This window comes from Polaribacter gochangensis (genome assembly GCF_046224025.1).
Lineage (GTDB): Bacteria > Bacteroidota > Bacteroidia > Flavobacteriales > Flavobacteriaceae > Polaribacter > Polaribacter gochangensis.
This window is the reverse complement of record NZ_JBJXRF010000002.1, coordinates 859,913-878,732: the sequence shown is the minus strand read 5'-3', so window position 1 is coordinate 878,732 and position 18,820 is coordinate 859,913. Positions and strand designations below refer to the sequence as shown.

The window sequence follows — 18,820 nt, the reverse complement described above, 5'->3', positions numbered from 1 at the left end:
TTTATATTGATACAAATCAATATAATATACTAAAGTCCTCAATCAAAAGATTGAGGACTTTTTTTTGTTGAAAAAGTAAAATAAAAGAGAATATTTTCGTTCTAATTATTAATTATCTTTTCTTTGCAACTTGTTTATGAAAATAGCTAAAAGTTTATTTATAACATTTATTTTTCCAAGCTTGATGTTTTCACAAGTAGGTGGAGAATCTGTATATCAATTTTTAAATATTTCTACTTCAGCAAAACAAACTGCACTTGGTGGAAAAGTCCTTACTTTGATAAATGATGTAAACCAACCATTATGGAACCCATCGGTGATTAATGAGAATTTAGATAACCAATTAGCTGTAAATTATTCTTCATATCTATCGGGGATCAATATTGGATCCGTTTCTTTTGCAAAAAGAATTAATAGAAGATTTGGAACTTTACAAGGAAACGTTAAATATATTAATTACGGTAGCATAATTGAGGCAGATGAATCAGGAAATATCACAGGAAATTTTTCTGCAAGTGATATAGCTCTTTCAATTGGTTATGCTGTAAATTTACCGTGGACAAATTTATATGCTGGTGCAAATATTAAATTGATTAACTCATCTATAAGTGCTTATTCATCAATTGGAATTGCTGCAGATATCGGTTTTTTGTATCATAACCCACATAAGCCTTTTGTTATTACTTTAGTAGTTAGAAATATTGGAACACAAATATCTTCCTTTAATGATGAGTTAGAAAAACTTCCATTAGAAGTACTATTAGGAGGCTCTTATCAATTAGAAAACGTTCCTGTTAAATGGTATTTAACGATTGATAATTTACAACAATGGAATGTTTCAGTGAGTAACCCTTCAAACCAAGTTTCTGATATTGAAGGAAATATTACAGAGGAAAATGTGACTTTTGTGAATAATGCTTTGAGACATTTTATTGTTGGTGTTGAATTATTTTCAGAAAGTGCCATTAACTTACGAATGGGATATAATTTCAGAAAATCACAAGAGTATAGATTGCAAAACATAAGAACATTTGGCGGAATATCGTTAGGTTTTGGATTGAAAATGAATAATTTTAAATTGAACTATGCGTATTCTAAAGTGCATACTGCTACAAATATTAGTACTTTTAGCCTACAAATAGATTTAGATAGAAAAAGATAAATGAATAAAAAAATAACCATCGCAATAGACGGTTTTTCATCAACCGGAAAAAGTACAATTGCTAAACAATTGGCAAAATATTTAGGATATATTTATGTCGATACTGGTGCAATGTACAGAACAGTAACATTGTATGCGATGCAGAATGGTTTTGTAGGATTAAATTTTGTCCATCAAGAAAAGTTGATTGATAAACTTACAAATATTAAAATTACATTTCGTTTTAACGAAGAATTAGGTTTTGCGGAAGTTTATTTAAACGGTGTAAATGTTGAGAAAAAAATCCGTTCAATAGAAGTATCTAACTTAGTAAGCAAAGTTTCTGCAATTTCTAAAATTAGAGAAAAATTGGTTTCAGAACAACAAGAAATGGGGTTGCATAAAGGAATTGTAATGGACGGAAGAGATATTGGTACTGTTGTTTTTCCGAATGCAGAGTTAAAAATATTTATGACGGCTTCTGCCCATACAAGAGCAAAAAGAAGGTATGATGAATTGATTGAAAAAGGGGATGATGTAAGTTATGAAGAAATTTATAAAAACGTAGTTGAAAGAGATCAAATGGATACTACCAGAGAAGACTCTCCTTTAGTAAAAGCAGAAGATGCCATTGAAATAGATAATTCAAATTTAACAAAAGAAGAACAATTTGAAATGATTCTCAAATTGGTTCAAGAAAAATTATAATAAAAGAAAGCAGCGAAATAGCTGCTTTTTTTATTAGGGAATATCTAAATATTTATGAGTTTGTAAAGAAATTTTCCATTTCGGATTTTTCATCACATAAGCTACAATTTCAGGAATCATTTTTTCTCTTTTACTCCATTCTGGCTGTAAAAACAATTCACATTTTTCTCCAACTTTTAAAGCTTCTTCTTCTGCAAATTTAAAATCACTCATATTATGAATAATCATTTTTAACTCATCTGCCTCTTTGTAGACTTCTTGTAAAGGTAATTTTGTTTTCTTTGGCGACAAACAAAACCAATCCCATTTCCCTGAAAACGAATAAGCTCCAGACGTTTCTATATGGGTTTTTATATGGTTTTGTTGCAGTTGATTAGTGATGTAGTCTAAACTCCACATTAAAGGTTCTCCACCCGTAATTACAACTGTGTCAGCGTTCTTTTTGGCATTTTCAACAATTACATCAGCATGTGTTGGTGGGTGCAATTTGGCATTCCAACTTTCTTTGACATCGCACCAATGGCAACCTACATCACAACCGCCAATTCTTATAAAATATGCAGCTTTTCCTGTATGAGAACCTTCACCTTGAATGGTGTAAAACTCTTCCATTAACGGAAGCATTTCTCCTTTGTTTATTAAATCTTGGACCTCTTTTTTCATTGGTTGGCAAAGATACTGAAACTTAAAGGAATATAAAGAGCAATAAAAAGGAATTCTATTTGCTATTTTTATGAGATAATCCCTTTTTATTGTTTTGTATCATTTAAAGATTGATTACTTTTATGCTCATTAAATAAGATAAGTAAAAAACAATCGTTTAGTTTAGTATAAAAAATAAAAGAATGAGTAAGAGTATTTATAAATTGTTAGTGATAAGTGTAATATCAATTTTATTTGTACAATGTGGCAATAGCGGAAAATTTACCATTTCAAAAGGAAAAGTTGGTAAACTAACAACATTAACCACGGTAAATGAATTAGATAACATTTTTAAAAAGGATTCTATTGTTAAAAATTTAAGTGAAGGAAGTTTGGGAAGTAATTATTTTCAAGATGATGATGAATATTTGATTTATGAAAAAGGAGGAAAGCATTTATTAACGATTATTCCACAAGAACAATTAGATTCAACATCAACTATAAAAAGTATTCAAGTTTTTGACCCAAGGTTTTCTACAAAAACAGGAATTTCTTTAAATTCATCTTTTGAAGACATCAATTTAAATAATAAAATTACTAAAGTAGAAACTTCTTTAAGTTCTGCAACACTATTTATAGATGATTTAAACGTAACAATTAGTTTAGATAAAGAAGATTTAGGTTTAAAGAATTTTAGCACACAAAAAATTAGTATTGAGCAAATTCCTGGTTTGGCCAAAGTAAAATCATTTATTGTTTGGTTTAATTAACCAAAGCTTTTCTGCATTTAGTTAGATTATCTTTTTAATAAAAAATGCTTGTTGATGAAAAAATATACCATTCAAAAAACGCCATTTGTTTTTCCTACTACAGACGGAAAATTAATTGAAGAACATTTTGGTAATGCTACAAATCAAGATACTGAAATTAGTATTGCTCATATGATTGCGCCGCCTAAATGGAGTGAGCCTTTTCAAACACCAGAATTTGATGAATACACGTATATTATAAAAGGCAAAAAACAATTTATTATTGATGGTGAAACGGTTATTTTAGAAGCAGGGCAATCAATAAAAATCAATAAAAATACACGAGTCCAGTACTCAAATCCTTTTGATAAAGATTGTGAATATTTGGCAATTTGTTTACCAGCATTCTCTATAGATTTAGTGCATAGAGAATAACATCATTTGAGTTAAAATTTTCATAAACAATTTTAGTTATAGTGTTTTAAAAGATTTATTTTTTAAATTCCTAATCCAAAATCCACTTATTATGCGAATTAGAGGCTTCTTATTGTTATTTATGTTTTCATTTTCTATACTATCTGCTCAAGAAAAAATTGAAATGAAGTATACCTCTACAAAAGATTACCCGTTCGGAAAATACAACCCTAAAGCACCAAATCAATTACAAGATTATAAAGAGCTAATTGGTTTGAGTAAATGCTTGTCGACTTCTAGGAGCCCTGATCAAACTTGGGCAAAGCCTGTGAAAATGACTTGGGAATTTAAATATATTATGAATGGAATGGCAGTGCAAGATTTAACGTTAAAAGAAGATGGGCGTCATTCTGGAAGCATTAGACAATACGATAATGACAGTTTACAATGGAAAGTTCATTATTATTCTTCTGCTGTAACTTCAAGTACTTTACAAACATGGAAGGGAAATAGAAAAAAAAATAAAATCGTTTTGTACAAAAAGCAAAATGCACCTAACGGTGCAAAGGGTTTTTCTAGATTAACTTTTTATGAGATTGATACTAAAAGTTTTAAATGGATTGGAGAGTGGGTTGATGAAAAGGAAACTATAATGTTTCCGTTTTGGAAAATTGAATGTACAAAAGAAAATGATTAAACTCTTTTTCTTGTTAGATAAAAGGGCAAATAAATCAACAAGAAAAACGGAATAACAATCAGCTCAACAACGAAAACATAATAAGGCCATTCGCCAAATAAATCTAACATAGAAGCGGAATCCGGTTTTCTATTTGTGTAAAAATAATTTGATCCTAAGAAATAATTAAGGATAAACATCAGAACCATATAAACCTGCATTCCAATAAATGATTTGAGAACACTTTTTAATGTTGGTTGCATGTTATAAATAAAAGTAGCGTACATCATAAAAATTACCAATCCAGCATGTACAAACCAATATCTAAAAAACTCAAAATTTAAGAAACTATACGAACTCGGAGTTATTAAAGATTGAAGAGTTCCTGCCAAAATTAAAAAGAAGACTATTTCATAATGTACATAATTCCGTTTAATAGAAACGATTGGAATTATTAAAGCTAAGAAGCTACATAAATGCAAAGGCAAATGCTCTTGTATATTAAAATTGTTGCTATATAATCTTAGGACAAAACCTATAATTACAAATAATGAAATAGTAATGGTTAAAATGTTTCCAGTAAGAATTTGAATTTTTTCTGATTGTTTTTTAGCCCATTTTATTAAAATATAACCAAATAGAAACAAGAATACAACAACAAGTAAATGTTGCACCGAAAAAGGAATAAAATCACTGTTTTCTTTTAGAAAAAAATCGTTCAATTGCAGAAATATTTACTGCAATATAAAAAAAGAAATTAACTTCTATTTTTTGCTGCAAGTAAAGTGTTTTTCATTAACATGGCAATTGTCATCGGACCAACTCCACCAGGAACAGGAGTTATAAAGCTCGCCTTTTTAGAAACCGACTCAAAATGAACATCACCAGCTAAACGAAACCCTTTTTTCTTTGTATTATCTTCAACTCTTGTAATTCCAACATCAATAATTGTAACTCCGCCTTTTACCATATCTCCAGTTAAAAACTCAGGAATTCCTAATGCGGCAACAATAATGTCTGCTTGTAATGTAATTTCTTTTAAGTTTTTTGTTTTACTATGAGTAATCGTTACCGTAGCATTTCCTGCTGCCCTTTTTTGCGACATTAAAATACTCATTGGGCTTCCAACAATATGGCTTCTACCAATAACTACAACATGTTTTCCACTAGTTTCTACTTTGTATCTTTCTAATAATTCTAAAATTCCGTACGGAGTTGCAGGTAAAAAAGTGGGTAAGTTTAATGTCATTTTTCCAACATTTGTAGGGTGAAATCCATCAACATCTTTATCAGGATTTACCGCCATCAATACTTTTTGCTCATCAATGTGCTTTGGCAATGGTAACTGAACTATAAATCCATCAATATCAGGATTTGTATTTAATTTTTCAATTTCATTTAATAATTCAACTTCAGCTATATCATCAGATAATCGAACTAAGGTTGATTCAAAACCCGCTTTTGCACATGCTTTTACTTTTGCATTTACATACGTTAAACTTGCACCATTGCTACCAACTAAAATTGCTGCTAAATGAGGAACTTTAATTCCTTTATTTACTAATTGCTGAGTTTCAATTGCAATTTCTTCTTTAATTTGGTTTGATGTTGCTTTTCCGTCTAGTAGTGTCATGGATTTAAAATATAAATTTTGATAGTTGTGTTAAATTTATGAAATTGTTTTAGTACAGAATAATGATTTGTTAAAGAATTTAGTTCTTCATCTGTTAAATTAAATACAGAGGCATAAAAGACATATCTATTAGTTGCATTAAACTTAGTAAAGGATCTTTTGTCACCTTTAAAATCGATGTAATCTAAAATATTGTAATTAGGAAAAAAACTAGCAACTTCCTCTATATTAATGTTATTCTCATTTAAATAATTTATTGCTTCTAATCGTAAAGAATGATAAGGTAAATGTCCTAAAGTTGCATCCCAACCTTGTGAAAGATGTTTCGGATACATCCAAAAATTACCTGATAATAAGCCAATACATAATAACACATAAATAAATTTCTTTTTCTTGTAAAAACTTTGAAGTATGCTAAAAGCTAGTAGAAAAAAAGCGATATATGAAACAATAAAATAACGATGACCAAAGGCATTTGTAGCCATTAAAACTGTAATAATTATAAAAAAAACAGATGTTATAGCCAACAATAATAGTTTCTTGTTTTTTGTTGATTGAAATATTCTTTTACCAAAAATTAGAATGCTTATTACTAAAAAAAGGAAAATAAATACTCGACCAAAATCTATATATCTCCATACTAAAACAATACAGTTTCTTATAAAGAATTCGAAATCTGCAAAATGCCAATAATCTGCCCAAGGCGAATCTGGATGTGTTTGTAGCCAACCTTTTGTAGTTAATCTCCAGCTAACAAAAAGAAATCCGGGTAAACATCCAAGGACATATGGTGTTAAGAATTTGATAGTTAATATTGATTTGATTTTCTTTTTTTCTAACCAAAGATGATTGCAAATTTCAAAAAGAAAAACTCCTCCAAAAAGCATCATGCTTCTATAAGTAACAATACTTAAAAAAAGTAAACCAATAATTTTCTGAACTGTTGATTTGAATAGAATTCCGTTTACAGTAAGAAAAAAGAAAAAGAGGATAATGATTTCTGGGTTTACCAAGACAAATGCTGTAGAAATTGTAGGATCTATAATTATCAATAAAAAAGCAAATAATTGTAGGTGTTTTTTATCAATAAAATAACTAATAAACCGAAACACTTGATAAAAGAATCCAATTGTAAATGGTACTATAACCAAATGACTTACCCATAAATGATGTCCTAAGATTTTCCAACTTGCAGCTAATAAAAAACCTAAAAAGGGTGGGTGACCAGGATCAAAAGTATCTGGCATGGTCCAATCAAAAATAGCATTGTTATACAATTGATTTCCCATTTTTGAAGCAAAAAGCACATTGTCCCAAAACATTCCATTTTGGTTAGAAACTAAAAAAATAAGAACTCCCAATACAGAAAAAGAAACAAAACGATTTTTCTTTGTTTCAAATAAGGAAGTTAATATTTTTAAAAGCATGTACTAAAATAGTATTAAAATTAAAAAGGCTACTGAATCAGTAGCCTTTTGTTTTATTTCATTCCTTGCATCATTTGCATCATTTTTCTTCCACCACCACCTTGCATCATCTTCATCATTTTGCTCATTTGATTGAATTGTTTCATCAATTGATTGACATCTTGAACGGTTGATCCAGAACCTTTTGCAATTCGTTTTTTTCTGCTAGAATTTATAGTACTTGGTGTGCTTCTTTCTGAAGGTGTCATCGAATGAATAATAGCTTCAATTCCTTTAAAGGCATCATCATCAATATCTACATCTTTCATTGCTTTACCAGCACCAGGAATCATCCCCACTAAATCTTTCATGTTACCCATCTTTTTGATTTGTTGAATCTGAGTTAAAAAATCATCAAAACCAAATTGGTTTTTAGCGATTTTCTTTTGTAATTTTCTTGATTCTTCTTCATCAAATTGTTCTTGAGCACGTTCTACAAGAGACACTACATCTCCCATTCCCAAGATTCTATCGGCCATTCTATCTGGATGAAAAACATCAATAGCTTCCATTTTTTCACCAGTTCCAATAAATTTTATTGGTTTATCTACAACAGATTTTATGGTTAATGCTGCTCCACCACGGGTATCACCATCTAATTTTGTTAAAATAACTCCATCAAAATTTAATACGTCATTAAAAGCTTTCGCTGTATTAACAGCATCTTGCCCAGTCATAGAATCTACAACAAACAATGTTTCTTGCGGATTTACAGCTTTATGAATGTTAGAAATTTCGGTCATCATTTCTTCATCCACAGCTAAACGACCAGCCGTATCAATAATAACTACATTTTTACCGTTTGCTTTTGCGTGTTTGATAGCATTTTTAGAAATTTCTACCGGATTGTTGTTACCAACTTCTGCATAGACTTCAACACCAATTTGTTCTCCAACAACTTGTAATTGATTTATGGCAGCTGGGCGATACACATCACAACCAACTAATAAAACTTGTTTTGTTTTTTTAGTTTTTAAGTAGTTTGCTAATTTCCCAGAAAAAGTAGTTTTACCAGAACCTTGTAAACCAGACATTAAAATTACAGTTGGAGAACCACCAAGGTTTATTCCTACAGTTTCTCCACCCATTAAATCGGTTAGTTCATCTTTAACCAACTTTACCATTAATTGTCCAGGATTTAATGTGGTTAATACATCTTGTCCTAAGGCTTTAGCTTGTACTCTTTTAGTAAAATCTTTGGCAATTTTAAAGTTAACATCGGCATCTAATAAAGCTCTACGAACTTCTTTTAGCGTTTCTGCAACGTTTACTTCTGTAATACTACCGTGACCTTTTAATGTGTGTAAGGCTTTATCTAATTTGTCGCTTAAATTATTAAACATGTGCTTTTTGTTCTTTTTTTGGAAGCACAAATATAAGAAAATAGCACGATTTTTATAAAGAAATAATACGTTATTTAGATTTTGAAAATAGGCTCAAAAAGAAGTTGAATACATGAATAATTGAAGCTAAAAGAAATAAAATAAATGAAATAAAAAGAATAAGATTAGAGTTGTCTATAACAAAGTCTTTATTTAAATTCTTTGCTGATTGTAACCAGCTCCATTTATTATAGGTGATTAAAAGCACAAATGAAAAACCTTGTAGGATTATATGAATTCGTGTTAAGCCTTTTTTTGGAGTTTTTTTAGCCCAATGAATGGAGAAATAATTAATTCCAATTAATCCAAAAAAGAAAGCAGCCACATAATAGATGTATTTTAACTCTACAGTTAAACTTGCGCCATAATAACGAATGTTAATGCCTTCACTATTAAAAAAATATGCTAAGAGTATTGAAATAGGAATCAGTCCCAAAAAGAATATATGTGGTTTTGTAATCAGTTTTTTCATGAATACTTCTCTTTTAAAATTTGTGTATGATGTGCTGTGTGATACGCTGTCCACATAATAATTTCTCTAACCGTCATTTTCCCCATTAATGGATGTGGTATTAACAATATATCTAAATCGGTGTCTTTTAATTTATTGGTTTTGTATTGTAATTTTTTATTCTGAATGTTAAGTTTGTTTATTAAAATCGTTTTTTCTTGCAAAGAAGGAATCTTTAATTTATTATTAAATTTCATTGCTTTTTCTTGATTCTTAGCTAATTTTTTTTGATAATTTTTTACAACAACATCGTAACTTCTAGTTGCTCTATTTGATTTTCCAAACTTGTATTTTAAAATAAACTTCGGATAACTCAATGCATTATTTAAAAGCTGAATAGCATCTGCTAAATGCAAAATATGTTGGCCAAATGTCCATTTGTTTTCTGGACCATTCAACCATTCTTTCTCTGGATGATTCTCTATTAAATTAAATAATTCTTGGTGTTTTTCTTCGAGAAGCGATATAATTTCACTTTTAGTCATTTTTGTTTTATTACGATGAAGAAATATACAAAATAAAAGCAAACTACAACTCACTACAAAAAATATACAGTTGATTACATTTCCTTTTTTTAAGCAGCAAGACTGATATACATTTGTTTTATCTAATAGAAAATATAGAATTATGAAAACCATATCAATTTACAGAAAATCAATTTTAGCGGCAGTATTAGTACTATTTATTTTTACATCTAATTTTGTTGATGCTCAAACAAGTATTACTACTTCTAAAGGTAATTCTTATACCATAAACTCTAGTTCAAGTAAAAATGGAGGAGTTCGAACGTATCATGTAAAAAATGGACAAAATGATTTTAGAATAGAATATGAAGGAGATATAACTTTATCAAATGATGATAAAGATATTGTTGCAATTTCTAGGGGTGGATTTATTGAAATTAAAAAATCTAGTTTTGGTACTAAGCGAAGAATTGTAATTCATAATGAAACAGGTACGCTTGTAAAGAAATATTATGTTGGTTGGTCAGAAAAACCTTTTCATCCAGAAGGGAAAAAATGGTTGGCAGATATTTTACCAGATATTTTAAGAACTACAACCATTGCTGCAAAAAGTAGAGTAGATCGTTTTTACAATAAAGGTGGAGTAAATGGAGTTTTATCCGAGGTAAGAAAAATGAAAAGTGATTTTGTAAAAGCTGCTTATGTAAAACTATTATTAGAAAAGAATTTAAGTACAAATGATCTGGTGAAAGTTATAGAAACTACAGGAAATTATATTAAATCAGATCATTACGTTTCTCAAATCTTAAAGAGCAATCAAAAAGCATTTTTGAAAAATGATAAAACGGTAACAGCATATATTAATGCGACAAAAAATATAAAATCTGATCATTACGCAACAGGAATTCTTAAAAAAGTAATTGAAGACAAAAGTATTTCTGACAAACAGTTAAGTAGTTTATTAGAGATTACTAAAGGAATAAAATCGGATCATTATTTAACTCAGTTGCTTAAAAGCATCATGGAAAACAGAAAAATGAATGATGATAACATGAGTAAAATTTTAACATTAACTAAAGATATAAAATCAGATCATTATAAAGTTACAATTCTTAAAACAGCATTAAATAATAAAAGTTTATCTAAAAAAGCGCACCAACAATTTCTTGCAACAATAAAAGATATAAAGTCAGATCATTATATTTCTAGCATAATTACTGAAATGATGAAAAATAATAATTACAACGCATCATCAATTAATACAATGGTAAAAATGGTTGATGAGAATATAAAATCGGATCATTATGTTTCTACAATTTATAAAAAAATTGCTTCTAAAAACTTAACAGAAAATCAATTAATAATGATTATAGAATCTTCTGCTAGAACAATGAGTTCAAGTTATTCTTTAACATCTGTTTTGGTAGCGCTATCTGGTCAAGTTAATAAATCGTCAGAAAAAGTTAAAAATGCATATAGAACTGCAGCAAAAAAAATTAACTCTGACACATATTACGGTAGAGTTATGAAAGCTATAAATTAATTACAATGAATTTAAAACTCAATTTTAACTAAATTAATTTCAGTTAAGATTGAGTATCTTTATATACATTAAACCAAACTAACTTTCTTTTGAAAAAACACTTTATAATTATTTTTTCTAGCATTGTTGTAAGCACAATACTAAGCTATTATTTAGTGATAAGCGGTTCTACCCAAGAAGTAGTATTTAGTTTTACAATTGCGTCATTAGCATCGTTTACAGGTATTTTTATTAGCTATGTTTTGTTTTATGTTGTTAACAAATTAGACAGTTATTTTCCTTGGCAAACGCAAACAAATAACAGATTATTTTTAGGTTTTATCATTCAATATGTAATTACAGTTTGTTTGGCAATTGGTTTATTTTATGTTTACACAAGTATTTTCAAAGCTGAAGTAGATTTTTTTTATGATCATAAAGAGCTGCTAATAAAATTGTCTATTTTGTTATGTATTATTTTACTGATTTATTCAGTGATATATTTTGCATTTTACTCATATTATTCTTTTGCTACATTGCAAATTGAATCTGTTAAACAAGAACGCAAACAAATAGATTTACAATTAAAAGCACTGAAATCTCAGTTAAGTCCACACTTTTTATTCAACTCTTTAAATACAGTTTCTTCATTAGTCTTTGTTGATAAATGGAAAGCAAAATTGTTTATAAGAAGGTTGGCAAACCTGTATAATTATACTTTACAAAGTTATCATTCAAAGCTAATTACTTTAAAAGAAGAATTAGATTTTGTTGCATCCTACCAGTATTTATTAGCGATAAGATTTGAGGATAAATTCAAAGCAAACATTACTATTAATGACGATTTATTGGAAACTAAAATTCCGCCATTAAGTTTACAAATGTTGGTTGAAAATGCCGTAAAACACAATACAATGAGTATTGATAATCCTTTACTAATTGAAGTGTTTATTGAAGGTGATTTTATTTGTATTCAGAATACAATTACAGAATCACCAAAAGATAAAGCATCTTTTAAAGTAGGATTAAAAAATATAAATAAACGGTATTTATTACTAGTTAATAAAGGAATTTCTATCAGTAATGGAGAAAAATTTACAGTTAAAATTCCAATTATTAGATGAGAAAATTATTTATACATACTTCGTTATTTCGATTTTTAAGCCCAATTTTTACTGGAGTTGTAGCTTACTTATTAATTTTGTTAATCAACAATAATATTGGACAATTACAAGAACAATTTTTAGGACAAGAACTATATGTAAGCATTACACTGTCTTATATAGTTCATGAATTTTCTCGTTTTTTATTATGGCTTTTTAAATACATTCCATTTCAGACAGGATCAGTATTTAAACTCATTTTACACTGTGTTTTAGCGATAATTCTAAGTGTAGTCTTAATAACACTTTTAATTGAATTATATTATCAACAAGTTGCTGGATTTTCGCCCTCAATAAAGGAAATAATTACATTTAATAGTGTTTATTGTTGTATTCCTGTTTCTTACGTTTTATTACATATAAGTCATCAATATTTATACAAAATTAATACACAAAAATTAGATTATGAAATTCTAATCAAACAAAATATTGAAGAAGATTTTAAACAATTTAAAAGAGAAATCAATCCAGAATTACTGTTTGAAAGTTTTGAAATGTTGCTGATTCTTATTGATGAAAATATTGATAAAGTTGATGAGTTTATTGATCATTTATCAACCATTTATAGATACATTTTATCTAGCAGAAAAAATCAATTAGTTTCATTTAATGAAGAGAAAGAGGTACTAAAAGAATTCGTAAAACTCTACAATCATTTGCCTTATAGAAATGTAATTATTTCAGTAAAAGAAAATGCAAATTTTTTAATTGTTCCAGGAACATTACTTTTTGTTATTGAACAAATTATCAAAACAACAATAGTTTCATCAAAAGTTTCTTTAGATATAGAAATCTTTTTTTATGAAACAAATTTTACAATAAGTTACGCAACCGAAGACAAAATAAATAATGAGTTTAGCATTAAAAAAATAGAAGAAATAGCTAGGGTTTATAGTGTTTACAATGTTCATCAACTAGAATTAAAGGAAATTAAAGACCGCAGAGTTATATCAATTCCGAAGTTAGAAATTAAAGATTAGAAAATGAAAATAGTAATTATAGAAGATGAAATTTTAGCGATAGAAAAACTAGAACGTTATTTGTCTAAGTACAATACAAATATTGCTGTTGTAGAAAAACTTTCTAGTATTACAGAAGCTGTTTCTTGGTTTCAAAAAAAGGAAGAATACGACGTGGTTTTTATGGATATTCAACTAACTGACGGATTGAGTTTCGAAATTTTTAATCAAGTAAGTATCTCCAAACCTGTAATTTTTACAACTGCTTTTGATGAATATGCAATTGATGCTTTTAAAGTAAATAGTATTGATTACATTCTAAAACCAATCACATTTACAGATATTTCAAAAGCGATGAGTAAACTTACTGAAATGGAAAAAGTTTTTACCGGCAACGATTCTATGATTAATGTGGTAAAGCAAATTGCAGAGAAAAAAACTAAAGATCGATTTTTAGTTCGATTAGGAAATCATATACATTCTATTAAAACTTCTGAAATTTCATTGTTCTATGCAGATGGAAGAATCGTTTATTTAATTACAAATACTAAAAGAAAATATATTTTAGATTTTAAATTAGAAAGTTTAGAAGAAATTTTAAGTCCAACAGAGTTTTTTAGAGTCAATAGAACATTTATTGTAAATATTTCTGACATTCAAGATGTATTGGTGTATTCTAACAGTAGATTAAAAATTACATCTATAGTTTTTAATGAAAAAGAAATCATTGTAAGTAGAGAAAAAGTAAACGCTTTTAAAACTTGGTTTGCGGGTAATTAGTTTTAATCAAATTAGCAATTACAAATCCTCAGTAAAATGTTTTCGCGTTTTCTTTTGAGAAAACTTTTCTTCATTATAATTTTTTGAAGCATTTTTTGCGATTGATAAAGTTTTCCAATCGGTATTTTTAGTCATTTTTCCTATCACTACAATTTGTCCGATATGATAAGAATAATGGCACAATTGTCTGTTTATTGCTTCTGCAATTGTATGTCCTTCATTTCTGATGTAGACAATTGTATCGCTGTTTTCTGGAGTAATTTTATGTAAACTATCAAACAAACATTGCCAACCTTTTTCCCAATCAGCAATCATTTCTTCTTTAGAATTGTAAGAGTTTATAAATTCATCGTCTCTATTTCTCCAAGATTTTTCTCCGTCTTCTGTTAAAAAGTTTGTCCAACGAGACAACATATTTCCAGAAATGTGTTTTACGATGGTTGCAACAGAATTACTCTCATCGTTATATTGCCAAAAAAGTTGCTCTTTTGTCAATTGATGAAAAGTTTTATCACCCAAACTTTTATTGTATTCAAACTGTTTTAGTACGCTTGGAAGGTATGAAGAATCCATTTTGTTAGTGTTGTTGAATTTGACAATAAAGATACATTTTATTTACAATTCTTTTGGTATAAATAGTAGAGCAGCACCATTAATACAATGACGTAGACCAGTTGTTTCTTTGGGGCCGTCTTCAAAAGAATGCCCTAAATGTCCACCACAAGTATTGCATTTTAACTCGGTTCTTGCAAAGCCAATTTCATAATCAACATCAAGCTCAACATTCTTTTTAATGGCTCTATCAAAACTAGGCCAACCAGAGCCTGAATCATATTTAAATTTAGATAAATACAAAGGTGTTTTACAAGCAGCACACACGTAAACTCCTTCAGCTTTAGTATTGTTAAATGGATGCGAAAAAGGAGTTTCTGTACCCGATTCTCTTAATACAAAAAATGCTTCTGGAGATAGTATATTTCTCCATTCAGTTTCTGTTTTAGTAATTTTATATCCTTGTTTTTTCTCTTCTTTATCTTGAGCATTCGTTGCACAACTAATAAATAAAATCAAGATAATTATAGAAAGTAATTTTTGCATTTTTGGTTGATTTTTACTGTAGGTCGATTCTAATCAAATCATCTTACAAGAAAGACATTTTATTTTAAATAGAATATGTAAATTTACGTTTCGTTAAATGGATATAATATCATGAATAGAACTATGAAAAAAATAACGATTTTAGTACTTGTATCAATCTTTTTAGTACAATGTAGTACAGTGCCAATTACAGGTAGAAAAAGAATTGCACCTGTTGAAGATTCACAAGTTTTACCTTTAAGTTTTGCGCAATACAAAGGTTTTTTAGAGAAAAATGAAAAATCTAAAGATGTTGAAAAAACAAAACAAATTAAAGATATAGGAAAAAGAATTTCTGTTGCTGTAGATAAATTTATGCGTGCCAATAACATGGTAGAAGAAGCAGATTCTTATAAATGGGAGTTTAATTTAATAGAAGATAAAACTGTAAATGCTTGGTGTTTGCCTGGAGGAAAAGTAGTTTTTTATACCGGAATTTTACCAATTTGTGAAAATGAAGACGGAATTGCAGCTGTTATGGGGCACGAAGTTGCGCATGCGTTTGCAAAACACGGTCAAGAAAGAATGAGAAATGGCCAGATTCAAGCTTTAGGTGGAATTGCTGTTGCATACGGAACAAAAGATGATGACAATTCTAAAATTTGGAATATGGTTTATGGAGTTGGCTCTCAAGTTGGTATGTTAGCCTATAGCAGAACTCACGAATCTGAAGCAGACAAATTGGGGTTAATATTTATGATTATGGCCGGTTATAACGGAGAAGAAGCTGCTCAAGTTTGGGTAAGAATGAGTAAAAGAGCTGGGAAATCTTCTCAACCAGAATTTTTAAGTACGCATCCTTCAAACGAATCAAGAATAAAAACATTAAAAGCCTATTTACCAGAAGCAAGAGCTTTGGCTAAAAAATTCAATTCAACTCCAATTGTAAAATAAAAGTTTATCTTGTGTTCTCAAACTAACTAAATTTTATTTTCATGCTAAACATAGGGGACAAAAAGCTTATTAATGGTTGGGCTTTTTACGATTGGGCTAATTCTGTATACTCATTAGTGATCAGTACAGCAGTTTTTCCGTTGTATTTTACAGCAATTACAAAAGGAAAAACCGTTCGATTTTTAGGAACTGATTGGGATCACCCAGATACGCTATATAGTTATGCACTCTCATTTTCTTTTTTGATAGTCGCATTTATGTCTCCAATTTTATCTGGTATTGCAGATTATACTGGAAGCAAGAAAAAATTTATGAAATTTTTCTGTGCATTAGGTGCAATTTCCGTGATGAGTTTATACTTTTTTGAGAGTGTTGATACTGTTTGGATTGGAATTGTTTTTACCATGTTTGCAAGTATTGGTTTTTGGTCAAGTATCGTTTTTTACAATGCTTATTTACCAGAAGTTGCCAAACCAGAACAACAAGACAGAGCAAGTGCAAAAGGATTTATCTTCGGTTATGCAGGTTCGGTTATTTTATTGATTATCAACCTGATAATGATTCAAATGCCTGAGGCATTCGGAATTACATCTGGAATGGCTTCTCGTATTTCTTTTGTGATGGTAGGTTTGTGGTGGATTGGTTTTGCTCAAATTACTTTTAAAAGATTACCAGACGACATTTACAATAGAAAACCAGAGAAAGATTATATCTGGAAAGGTTTTAAAGAACTAAAAAAAGTTTGGAAAGAGTTGCGTAATTACTCAAATTTAAAACGATTTTTAATTGCATTTTTCTTGTTAAGTATTGGAGTCCAAACCATTATTTTAATGGCAGCAATTTTTGGTTCTAGCGAATTAGGATTGCCAACCATGAATTTAATTGTAACTATTTTATTAGTGCAAATTGTTGCAATTGTTGGAGCTGCATTATTTTCGAGAATTTCTGAGAAATATGGAAATATCAAAGCAATTAAAATTACAATTCTTACTTGGATGTTGGTTTGTTTTGCAGCCTTTATGTTGGATAAAAGCCAAGAAAATGTTGCCTTGTATTTTTATGGATTAGGCGGAATGTTAGGGTTGGTACAAGGAGCAATACAATCGTTAACACGTTCAACCTATTCTAAATTATTACCAGAAACTCAAGATCATGCTACTTATTTTAGCTTTTATGATGTTACAGAAAAAATAGCAATTGTTTTAGGAACTTTTGTTTACGGATTGTTATATGCTATTACAGATTCGATGCAGTGGAGCGTTTTGTCTTTAGCAATTTTCTTTTTAGCTTCTTTTATTGTAATCAGTACTTTAAAGAAAACAAAACACGTACGTTAATTATTTTTTAATTCCGTTGTGTTTTTTTACAATTTCAACAACTTTATCAATTGGTAAAGATTTTACTTCGTGACGATCTCTTCCTTTTAACGTATTTGCAGCAAAAAGCGAATTTAATATTGCTTCTTCGGTTGCCTCAATAGTTGCTAAAAATAATGGAGAAATAATGCCATTTCTTAATTCCTTTTTATCTAAAAACTGAGATTTACTATTGTGTGGAATTCTATTTTCTTTAGCGGTAGAAACAGCAATTACATAATCGCCACTTCCGTTGGATGCAATTCCGCCTGTTTTTGCCAATCCCATCATTGCACGTTTTGCCAATCGCTCTAAATTTCTAGAACTCAAAGGCGCATCCGTCATCACAACAATCATACAAGAACCATCAACATCATACGTAAAACTTCTTGGATAATTGTCTAATTCTTTTGCAACAGGAACACCATTTAATTCAAATACACCACCAAAATTTGTTTGTACCAAAACCCCCACTGTATATCCTCCATATTTTTCAGGAATCACTCTTGATGAAGTTCCAATTCCGCCTTTATAATTAAAACAAATTGTACCTGTTCCTGCACCAACATTTCCTTCGGCAACCATTCCTGGTTTTGCATTCTGAATGGCTTCTATTACGTGTTTTTCTGTTATATGTCTTCCTCTGATATCGTTTAAATAACCATCGTTCGTTTCTCCAACAACAGAATTTACAGAACTAACATTTTTGTTTTCAGGTTGATTTAAAGTATAAGTAATTAGTGCATTTGAAGCAACAGGAACACTCAATGTGTTTGTAAGAATAATAGGAGTTTCAATATTGCCTAATTCTTTAACTTGACTATAACCTGCAAGTTTTCCAAAACCATTTCCTAAATAAATTGCAGCCGGAACTTTATATTGAAATATATTATCTGAATGGGGTAAAATTGCTGTAACTCCAGTTCTAACATTGTCTCCTTTAATAATAGTAGTATGCCCCACTTTTACACCAAATACATCAGTAATTGCGTTGTTTTTTCCAGGCTTTAAAACGCCAACTTCAATACCGTAATCACGAACTCTTTTTTGTTGAGAGTATAAATCAGTTACCAATAAAAAAGCAATAATAAAGCAGGTTTTAAAAAGTTTCATTTTAGGTAAATTTTAAAGTTTGTGATTGATGCTAAGTTAGGTAATTTATATATTATGATTTGTATTGAAAAAGAAAGAGGTTTCTAAAATTATAGAAACCTCTTTTTGATT

21 protein-coding genes are annotated in these 18,820 nt (G+C 29.2%); 11 read left to right on the top strand and 10 right to left on the bottom strand.

Annotated elements, in window-relative coordinates:
• Positions 1-136: 136 nt before the first annotated feature.
• Positions 137-1,162, top strand: coding sequence for a type IX secretion system protein PorQ (gene porQ / locus ACEWL1_RS09330; RefSeq protein WP_409233030.1), 1,026 nt, complete (start codon positions 137-139; stop codon positions 1,160-1,162).
• Positions 1,163-1,849, top strand: a complete 687-nt coding sequence (gene cmk / locus ACEWL1_RS09325) for a (d)CMP kinase (RefSeq protein ID WP_409233029.1) — start codon at positions 1,163-1,165, stop codon at positions 1,847-1,849.
• 33 nt (positions 1,850-1,882) lie between these two features.
• Here cmk and ACEWL1_RS09320 read toward each other — a convergent pair whose 3' ends face one another.
• On the bottom strand, positions 1,883-2,512 hold the full coding sequence (locus tag ACEWL1_RS09320) for a 7-carboxy-7-deazaguanine synthase QueE (protein ID WP_409233028.1): 630 nt from the start codon (positions 2,510-2,512) through the stop codon (positions 1,883-1,885).
• 182 nt (positions 2,513-2,694) lie between these two features.
• Between ACEWL1_RS09320 and ACEWL1_RS09315 the strand changes: the two genes are divergently transcribed.
• The 3 genes from ACEWL1_RS09315 to ACEWL1_RS09305 all read left to right on the top strand — a co-directional run bounded on the left by ACEWL1_RS09315 (position 2,695) and on the right by ACEWL1_RS09305 (position 4,351).
• Positions 2,695-3,261, top strand: a complete 567-nt coding sequence (locus ACEWL1_RS09315) for a hypothetical protein (RefSeq protein WP_409233027.1) — start codon at positions 2,695-2,697, stop codon at positions 3,259-3,261.
• A gap of 54 nt (positions 3,262-3,315) precedes the next feature.
• The gene (locus ACEWL1_RS09310; RefSeq protein ID WP_409233026.1) at positions 3,316-3,675 is read left to right on the top strand and encodes a cupin domain-containing protein; all 360 of its coding nucleotides are present in this window, start codon (positions 3,316-3,318) and stop codon (positions 3,673-3,675) included.
• Between the two features lie 91 nt (positions 3,676-3,766).
• The gene (locus ACEWL1_RS09305) at positions 3,767-4,351 is read left to right on the top strand and encodes a hypothetical protein (protein ID WP_409233025.1); all 585 of its coding nucleotides are present in this window, start codon (positions 3,767-3,769) and stop codon (positions 4,349-4,351) included.
• Here ACEWL1_RS09305 and ACEWL1_RS09300 read toward each other — a convergent pair.
• From ACEWL1_RS09300 to ACEWL1_RS09275, 6 genes are all read right to left on the bottom strand, one after another.
• On the bottom strand, positions 4,348-5,052 hold the full coding sequence (locus ACEWL1_RS09300; RefSeq protein ID WP_409233024.1) for a YwaF family protein: 705 nt from the start codon (positions 5,050-5,052) through the stop codon (positions 4,348-4,350). The genes ACEWL1_RS09305 and ACEWL1_RS09300 overlap by 4 nt on opposite strands.
• 35 nt (positions 5,053-5,087) lie before the next feature.
• Complete coding sequence (locus ACEWL1_RS09295; protein ID WP_409233023.1) at positions 5,088-5,963, bottom strand: bifunctional 5,10-methylenetetrahydrofolate dehydrogenase/5,10-methenyltetrahydrofolate cyclohydrolase; 876 nt, start codon at positions 5,961-5,963, stop codon at positions 5,088-5,090.
• Positions 5,960-7,390, bottom strand: coding sequence for a hypothetical protein (locus ACEWL1_RS09290; protein WP_409233022.1), 1,431 nt, complete (start codon positions 7,388-7,390; stop codon positions 5,960-5,962). The genes ACEWL1_RS09295 and ACEWL1_RS09290 overlap by 4 nt, the downstream gene beginning before the upstream one ends.
• A 53-nt stretch (positions 7,391-7,443) precedes the next feature.
• Positions 7,444-8,772, bottom strand: coding sequence for a signal recognition particle protein (gene ffh / locus ACEWL1_RS09285; protein ID WP_409233021.1), 1,329 nt, complete (start codon positions 8,770-8,772; stop codon positions 7,444-7,446).
• Positions 8,773-8,842: 70 nt separating this feature from the next.
• Positions 8,843-9,283 carry a hypothetical protein gene (locus ACEWL1_RS09280; protein ID WP_409233020.1) on the bottom strand — a complete coding sequence of 147 codons (441 nt, stop codon included), beginning with the start codon at positions 9,281-9,283 and terminating at the stop codon, positions 8,843-8,845.
• Positions 9,280-9,807: a DinB family protein gene (locus tag ACEWL1_RS09275; RefSeq protein WP_409233019.1), complete on the bottom strand. Its 528-nt coding sequence runs from the start codon at positions 9,805-9,807 to the stop codon at positions 9,280-9,282. Before ACEWL1_RS09275 ends, ACEWL1_RS09280 begins: the two co-directional genes overlap by 4 nt.
• Positions 9,808-9,949: 142 nt before the next feature.
• Between ACEWL1_RS09275 and ACEWL1_RS09270 the strand changes: the two genes are divergently transcribed.
• The 4 genes from ACEWL1_RS09270 to ACEWL1_RS09255 all read left to right on the top strand — a co-directional run bounded on the left by ACEWL1_RS09270 (position 9,950) and on the right by ACEWL1_RS09255 (position 14,210).
• Positions 9,950-11,329, top strand: a complete 1,380-nt coding sequence (locus ACEWL1_RS09270) for a hypothetical protein (RefSeq protein ID WP_409233018.1) — start codon at positions 9,950-9,952, stop codon at positions 11,327-11,329.
• Positions 11,330-11,418: 89 nt separating this feature from the next.
• Complete coding sequence (locus ACEWL1_RS09265) at positions 11,419-12,432, top strand: sensor histidine kinase (protein WP_409233017.1); 1,014 nt, start codon at positions 11,419-11,421, stop codon at positions 12,430-12,432.
• Positions 12,429-13,451 carry a histidine kinase gene (locus ACEWL1_RS09260; protein ID WP_409233016.1) on the top strand — a complete coding sequence of 341 codons (1,023 nt, stop codon included), beginning with the start codon at positions 12,429-12,431 and terminating at the stop codon, positions 13,449-13,451. Before ACEWL1_RS09265 ends, ACEWL1_RS09260 begins: the two co-directional genes overlap by 4 nt.
• 3 nt (positions 13,452-13,454) lie before the next feature.
• Positions 13,455-14,210, top strand: coding sequence for a LytR/AlgR family response regulator transcription factor (locus tag ACEWL1_RS09255; protein ID WP_409233015.1), 756 nt, complete (start codon positions 13,455-13,457; stop codon positions 14,208-14,210).
• 18 nt (positions 14,211-14,228) lie between these two features.
• On the opposite strand, the gene ACEWL1_RS09250 is transcribed toward ACEWL1_RS09255, so the two are convergent.
• Positions 14,229-14,783: a DUF1572 family protein gene (locus ACEWL1_RS09250; RefSeq protein WP_409233014.1), complete on the bottom strand. Its 555-nt coding sequence runs from the start codon at positions 14,781-14,783 to the stop codon at positions 14,229-14,231.
• 42 nt (positions 14,784-14,825) lie between these two features.
• Positions 14,826-15,308, bottom strand: coding sequence for a peptide-methionine (R)-S-oxide reductase MsrB (gene msrB, locus ACEWL1_RS09245; protein ID WP_409233013.1), 483 nt, complete (start codon positions 15,306-15,308; stop codon positions 14,826-14,828).
• 123 nt (positions 15,309-15,431) lie between these two features.
• On the opposite strand from msrB, the gene ACEWL1_RS09240 reads away from it, so the two are divergent.
• The gene (locus ACEWL1_RS09240) at positions 15,432-16,241 is read left to right on the top strand and encodes a M48 family metallopeptidase (RefSeq protein WP_409233012.1); all 810 of its coding nucleotides are present in this window, start codon (positions 15,432-15,434) and stop codon (positions 16,239-16,241) included.
• A 41-nt stretch (positions 16,242-16,282) separates the two neighbouring features.
• On the top strand, positions 16,283-17,578 hold the full coding sequence (locus tag ACEWL1_RS09235) for an MFS transporter (protein ID WP_409233011.1): 1,296 nt from the start codon (positions 16,283-16,285) through the stop codon (positions 17,576-17,578).
• Here ACEWL1_RS09235 and ACEWL1_RS09230 read toward each other — a convergent pair whose 3' ends face one another.
• The gene (locus ACEWL1_RS09230; RefSeq protein ID WP_409233010.1) at positions 17,579-18,709 is read right to left on the bottom strand and encodes a DmpA family aminopeptidase; all 1,131 of its coding nucleotides are present in this window, start codon (positions 18,707-18,709) and stop codon (positions 17,579-17,581) included.
• Positions 18,710-18,820 lie beyond the last annotated feature (111 nt).

Bases quoted from the DNA above. Each gene is read 5' to 3' on its own strand.
- porQ (WP_409233030.1), top strand. From the start codon at position 137: ATGAAAATAGCTAAAAGTTTATTTATAACATTTATTTTTCCAAGCTTG.
- msrB (WP_409233013.1), bottom strand. From the start codon at position 15,308: ATGCAAAAATTACTTTCTATAATTATCTTGATTTTATTTATTAGTTGT.
- ACEWL1_RS09255 (WP_409233015.1), top strand. From the start codon at position 13,455: ATGAAAATAGTAATTATAGAAGATGAAATTTTAGCGATAGAAAAACTA.
- ACEWL1_RS09235 (WP_409233011.1), top strand. From the start codon at position 16,283: ATGCTAAACATAGGGGACAAAAAGCTTATTAATGGTTGGGCTTTTTAC.
- ACEWL1_RS09240 (WP_409233012.1), top strand. From the start codon at position 15,432: ATGAAAAAAATAACGATTTTAGTACTTGTATCAATCTTTTTAGTACAA.
- ACEWL1_RS09280 (WP_409233020.1), bottom strand. From the start codon at position 9,283: ATGAAAAAACTGATTACAAAACCACATATATTCTTTTTGGGACTGATT.
- ACEWL1_RS09305 (WP_409233025.1), top strand. From the start codon at position 3,767: ATGCGAATTAGAGGCTTCTTATTGTTATTTATGTTTTCATTTTCTATA.
- ACEWL1_RS09310 (WP_409233026.1), top strand. From the start codon at position 3,316: ATGAAAAAATATACCATTCAAAAAACGCCATTTGTTTTTCCTACTACA.
- ACEWL1_RS09275 (WP_409233019.1), bottom strand. From the start codon at position 9,807: ATGACTAAAAGTGAAATTATATCGCTTCTCGAAGAAAAACACCAAGAA.
- ACEWL1_RS09295 (WP_409233023.1), bottom strand. From the start codon at position 5,963: ATGACACTACTAGACGGAAAAGCAACATCAAACCAAATTAAAGAAGAA.
- ACEWL1_RS09230 (WP_409233010.1), bottom strand. From the start codon at position 18,709: ATGAAACTTTTTAAAACCTGCTTTATTATTGCTTTTTTATTGGTAACT.
- ACEWL1_RS09315 (WP_409233027.1), top strand. From the start codon at position 2,695: ATGAGTAAGAGTATTTATAAATTGTTAGTGATAAGTGTAATATCAATT.
- cmk (WP_409233029.1), top strand. From the start codon at position 1,163: ATGAATAAAAAAATAACCATCGCAATAGACGGTTTTTCATCAACCGGA.
- ACEWL1_RS09260 (WP_409233016.1), top strand. From the start codon at position 12,429: ATGAGAAAATTATTTATACATACTTCGTTATTTCGATTTTTAAGCCCA.
- ACEWL1_RS09270 (WP_409233018.1), top strand. From the start codon at position 9,950: ATGAAAACCATATCAATTTACAGAAAATCAATTTTAGCGGCAGTATTA.
- ACEWL1_RS09250 (WP_409233014.1), bottom strand. From the start codon at position 14,783: ATGGATTCTTCATACCTTCCAAGCGTACTAAAACAGTTTGAATACAAT.
- ACEWL1_RS09290 (WP_409233022.1), bottom strand. From the start codon at position 7,390: ATGCTTTTAAAAATATTAACTTCCTTATTTGAAACAAAGAAAAATCGT.
- ffh (WP_409233021.1), bottom strand. From the start codon at position 8,772: ATGTTTAATAATTTAAGCGACAAATTAGATAAAGCCTTACACACATTA.
- ACEWL1_RS09320 (WP_409233028.1), bottom strand. From the start codon at position 2,512: ATGAAAAAAGAGGTCCAAGATTTAATAAACAAAGGAGAAATGCTTCCG.